At 62.9% G+C, this 4,146-nt stretch carries 1 protein-coding gene; it reads right to left on the bottom strand.

All coding sequences use genetic code 11. From position 1 onward, the window contains the following. Positions 1 to 463 precede the first annotated feature (463 nt). Entirely contained in the window at positions 464 to 3,097 is a 2,634-nt protein-coding gene (locus VHL31_RS00005; RefSeq protein WP_329659145.1) for a hybrid sensor histidine kinase/response regulator, read from the bottom strand. Positions 3,098 to 4,146: the final 1,049 nt, after the last annotated feature.

Genomic DNA, 4,146 nt, shown 5'->3' with positions numbered 1-4,146 from the left:
CCGATCTTGGTTGGCACGTGGCCCGCCTCCAGGAACTGGTGGAACTGGGCTTCGAGGAGATCCAGCTCCATCAGGTCGGCCGCAACCAGCAGGCCTTCATCAATGCCTTCGGCGCTCACGTCCTGCCTGCCCTGCGCGGTTAAGAAGAGCTACCCGGTGGCTGACGTCCTGCGCGAGCACGCCATCCCGTTCGGCTGCCCCAGCAAGCCAGCAGCACGAGACACGGAAGCCCGTCTCACATGGGTTGATCTGGATCTTCCGAGACAGCAGGCTGAGCAGATCTAGATCCCAACAAGACAAAGCCCCTCCCCCGCATGCCCACCTGTGGTCATGCCCGCGTCAGCACGCTCGATCAGGACCTGGGCGTCCAGGGACAGGCAGAAGCCAACCCGAGGGCACGGAGTTACCCGGTGGAACAAGCATGTTCATCCCATAGCTGTGCCCTATTTTGGGACCATCCGGCTCATGAATAGGTGGTAGGGTTCTGTGTGAGGAATCCTGCCTCATTCAGTTCCTTGCGTGTCGCCGTCACCACCGCTTCCAGCCGCTCGACCGATATCGAGATGTCCTGCTCGTTGCGGACCAACACCTCGATGAGGGCAGCCATCCTGCTGATCTCCCGCAATCCAAAGCTCCCGGATGCGCCCTTTAGGCTATGAGCCTCGCGTCGCAGCTCCTCTGAGCTTGGCGGCAGTGTCTTGAGCCACTCGCAGCTCCGCTCGGCATTGACGATCCCGCGCTGCACGAACTCGGTCCAGGCCGCAGCCGGCAACCTGCTGCGAATCACCTCGAGCTTCTCGCGATCGATCAGGGACAGTTCTGTGCTGATGGCTGGCGACCCGCCGGCCTGGTCCTGCTCCCCTGGCTCCGTCAATGGCGGGCCAGCGGATGGCTCGGTTCTGCTGTAGCGAGCCAGCAAGGCGAAGAGCTTGTCCCAATCGACCGGCTTGGTCAGGACGCTGTCCATCCCGGCGTCCAGGCAGTGCTGGTGCTCGTCGGCGACGATGCTCGCCGTCAGCGCGACGACCGGCACGTCTCCCGCCGGTGATGGCAGCTGCCGGATCCGCCGAGTTGCCTGGATCCCGTCCAGCACCGGCATCTGCACATCCATCAGCACGAGATCGAACTGGCCGTGCTGCACCAGCTCGACAGCCTCTTCCCCATTCGCAGCACAGGTGATCTCGTGCCCGTATGGCCCAAGCATCTGCACCAGCAGTTCCCGGTTGATCGCCACATCGTCCACCACCAGCAGCCGGCAGGGCGGGATCCGCTCGGGATCGTGCACCACCTGCTCGTGGACCGCACCACGCTCCAGCTCGACCTCGAACCAGAACAGGCTGCCCTTGTTCGGCGTGCTCTCGACACCGATGGTGCCACCCATGGCGGCGACCAGCCGCTTGCTGATCGCCAGCCCCAGCCCGATCCCGCCGTAGCGCCGCGTGAGTGAGCGATCGACCTGGGAGAAGGCCTGAAACAGGCCGGCGACCTGCTCGGCCGTCATGCCGATCCCGGTGTCCTGCACCTCCAAGCGCAGGCGGACCGCTTGCCCCGCCGCCGGCTTCTGGCGGACCCGCACCGTGACCCCGCCTTCGTGCGTGAACTTGAGCCCGTTATTGATCAGGTTGAGCAGGATCTGCCGCAGCCGCGCCGGGTCCCCCTGCAGCACGGCCGGCAGGTCTTCATGCGCATCGAAGCGAAGCTCGAGCCCATGTTGAGCTGCTTGCGGTGCGGCGAGACTGCGCACTTCCTCGAGCAGGTCTGGCAAGAAGAATTGCACCTGTTCAAGCCGGAGCCGGCCGGCCTCGCTCCTGGTGTAGTCGAGCACGTCGTTGATGATCGCGAGCAGATGCCAGCCAGAGGTGCGGATCGTCTGGACGTAGCTCTTCTCGTTGGCCGGCAGATCAGTCCTGGCAAGGAGATCGGCCATGCCGAGGATGGCGGTGATCGGGGTGCGTGTCTCGTGCCCCATGGTGGCCAGGAACTCGGACTTCGCCCGATCCGACGCTTCGGCCGCCTCCTTGGCGGCACGGAGCCCGCGCATGGTGGCTTGACGCTCCGCCAGCACCACCGCCACCGGCAGGGTCGAGAGCAATGCCATGGCCAGGTAGAGCTGCAGGTGCAGCATCAGTTCGGCCGTCCCGGCGCCGGAATTGACGTACATGAAGGAGCCACGGCCGTTTACCGTGAAGGCCACAGCGACCACCGCCAGCACCAGCGTCGCCGTCGAGCCCCCACGCAGGCCACAGCGGAAGGTGGCGAGCAGCAGGACTGGAAACGCCAAATATGGGAAGAACGCGTTCCGGTAGCCGAAGATCAACACCGCAGCGGTCAGCATCAGGACAGCCAGGAGCCCCACCTCCAGCACGCTTCGCGCCCACTGGCCCCTCCAGAAGCCGGGCTCGCTCCAGCTCAGCAGGAACGGGCTGATCAGCAGCAGGCCCAGCACCTCGGAGGCGTACCAGGTGGTCCAGGCCTGCACGAAGGGGCCTTGCCCCAGATATGCCAGAAGTGCTCCCGCAGCGGTTGCTGACCCGGCCGGCAGAAGAAGGGCGAGCAGAGCGAACATGGCTGCGCCACGCATCATGGTGATGCACCGTTCCTGGCCACCCAGCCGCCGGAGCAGGGTCGCGAACAGCAGGACCTCGCCAACGTCGATCAGCGCAAAGCCAACAGCCGGTGCTATTCCAACTCCATTTACCAAAGAGCAGGCGCCATCCGCGATGGCGCCACTCAGAGCGAGAGCAGGCCACGCGGCAGGTTCGTGACGCAGCAAGACAGCCAGCAGGATCGCACCGGCAGGCCAAAGGGCAGCGACATTGTCGAAGGTCTCGGTCAGCTCGAGTGCCAAGACACCGCTGCTGAAATACGCCAGGGCCACTACCAGAAGGAGAACAAGAGAAGGTTGTGAGGTGGAGGATCTGCCAGGAACATCACGTACGTCCGACGTCACAGCGTCACTCCCGTCCAGAACAGATACCAGAACAGCAAGCCAAAGGTGTGGTTGCTCACCCTCAACAAATGAGCTTCTACCATTTAAACCTGTTATATATTTCTCACGAGTAGATCCGCCCCAGCTGTAGATAAACCCTATCGTCATTGCGATTGCTGACGACCAACACCCGGACTTCTGCGTCATCAAATTTATAGATGATCCGGCACTCGCCACTGTCGGCGCGGAGGTAGGGCTAGCCCTGCAGGGGCTTACTGTCCTGCGGCTCCGGATCGGTACCTAGCTGGTGGATCTTGGTAGCAAGCTGCCGTCCATGTTGGGCGGCACTTGTCGAAGGAACTTTGCGGCCTGCCTGGAAAGATCAACCCACCGCATGGAGCAGGGTGTTCAGGAGCTTCTCGCTCTCCTCAGAGCCTATGAAGCCCTGCCCTTCTTGATGATGGTGACGGGTTCCCGCTGGGTGGTGTCCAGAAGGCGCCGAGCCCGTTCTTGCTGTCCTTGGAGCTGATGCTGCGCATGGTGATGTCCCTCTGGCTCATATGGCTATTACGGCCACCGCGGAACTTGGTGGAATAGCTGTCCCACACATCGGTCGCAGCGGCCTCTTGAGGCCTTGTCTTCCGCTCGAGGAGGATGGCGAACAGATGCGGCAGCGAGTGATCCAACCTGTCGAGCTTTAGGCAGCCAGCCCATCCCCTTCCCGCAGATAGTCCAGGCGGGTCTTCGGTGGAGAGACATGGCGCGCATGTCGCCGACCGGCATGAACGGCAGACATTGGAGAGGGCGTTCCCGTACAGCCGCGCAATCCGATAGGGAGTGCCTTACAGAACAGACGGAACAGGAAGAGGCTTAGACTTAGCGGGTGGCAGAGCTGTCGGGAATCAGGCGATTCTTGGACACTGGGTCAGCAATGACGCTTCTCGAAGAGCCGGGCCCCCTCCCCCTACCCTTGCTATGGTCTCGGGGCGGCATGCTCTCCGGCGACACTTCGGTGATCTGGAAGCTCGACCGGGTGACCCGTTCGCTCAAGAAGGAATCGGGGCATTGGTCTGCACACTGGACTGCACCCCATTTGAACCGGACAGGGTCGATAGCCGATAAGGCATAGGCATACGCCTATGGATAAGGTCATGGCTTCTGATCCAAACGGACCCCCACCGCGCATCGAGGTGATCACTGCCGTCCAGCGTCGGCGC

This window comes from Geminicoccus sp., assembly GCF_036263595.1.
Lineage (GTDB): Bacteria > Pseudomonadota > Alphaproteobacteria > Geminicoccales > Geminicoccaceae > Geminicoccus.
Note: the sequence above shows the minus strand (reverse complement) of the source record. Positions and strands in the feature narration are given on the sequence as shown.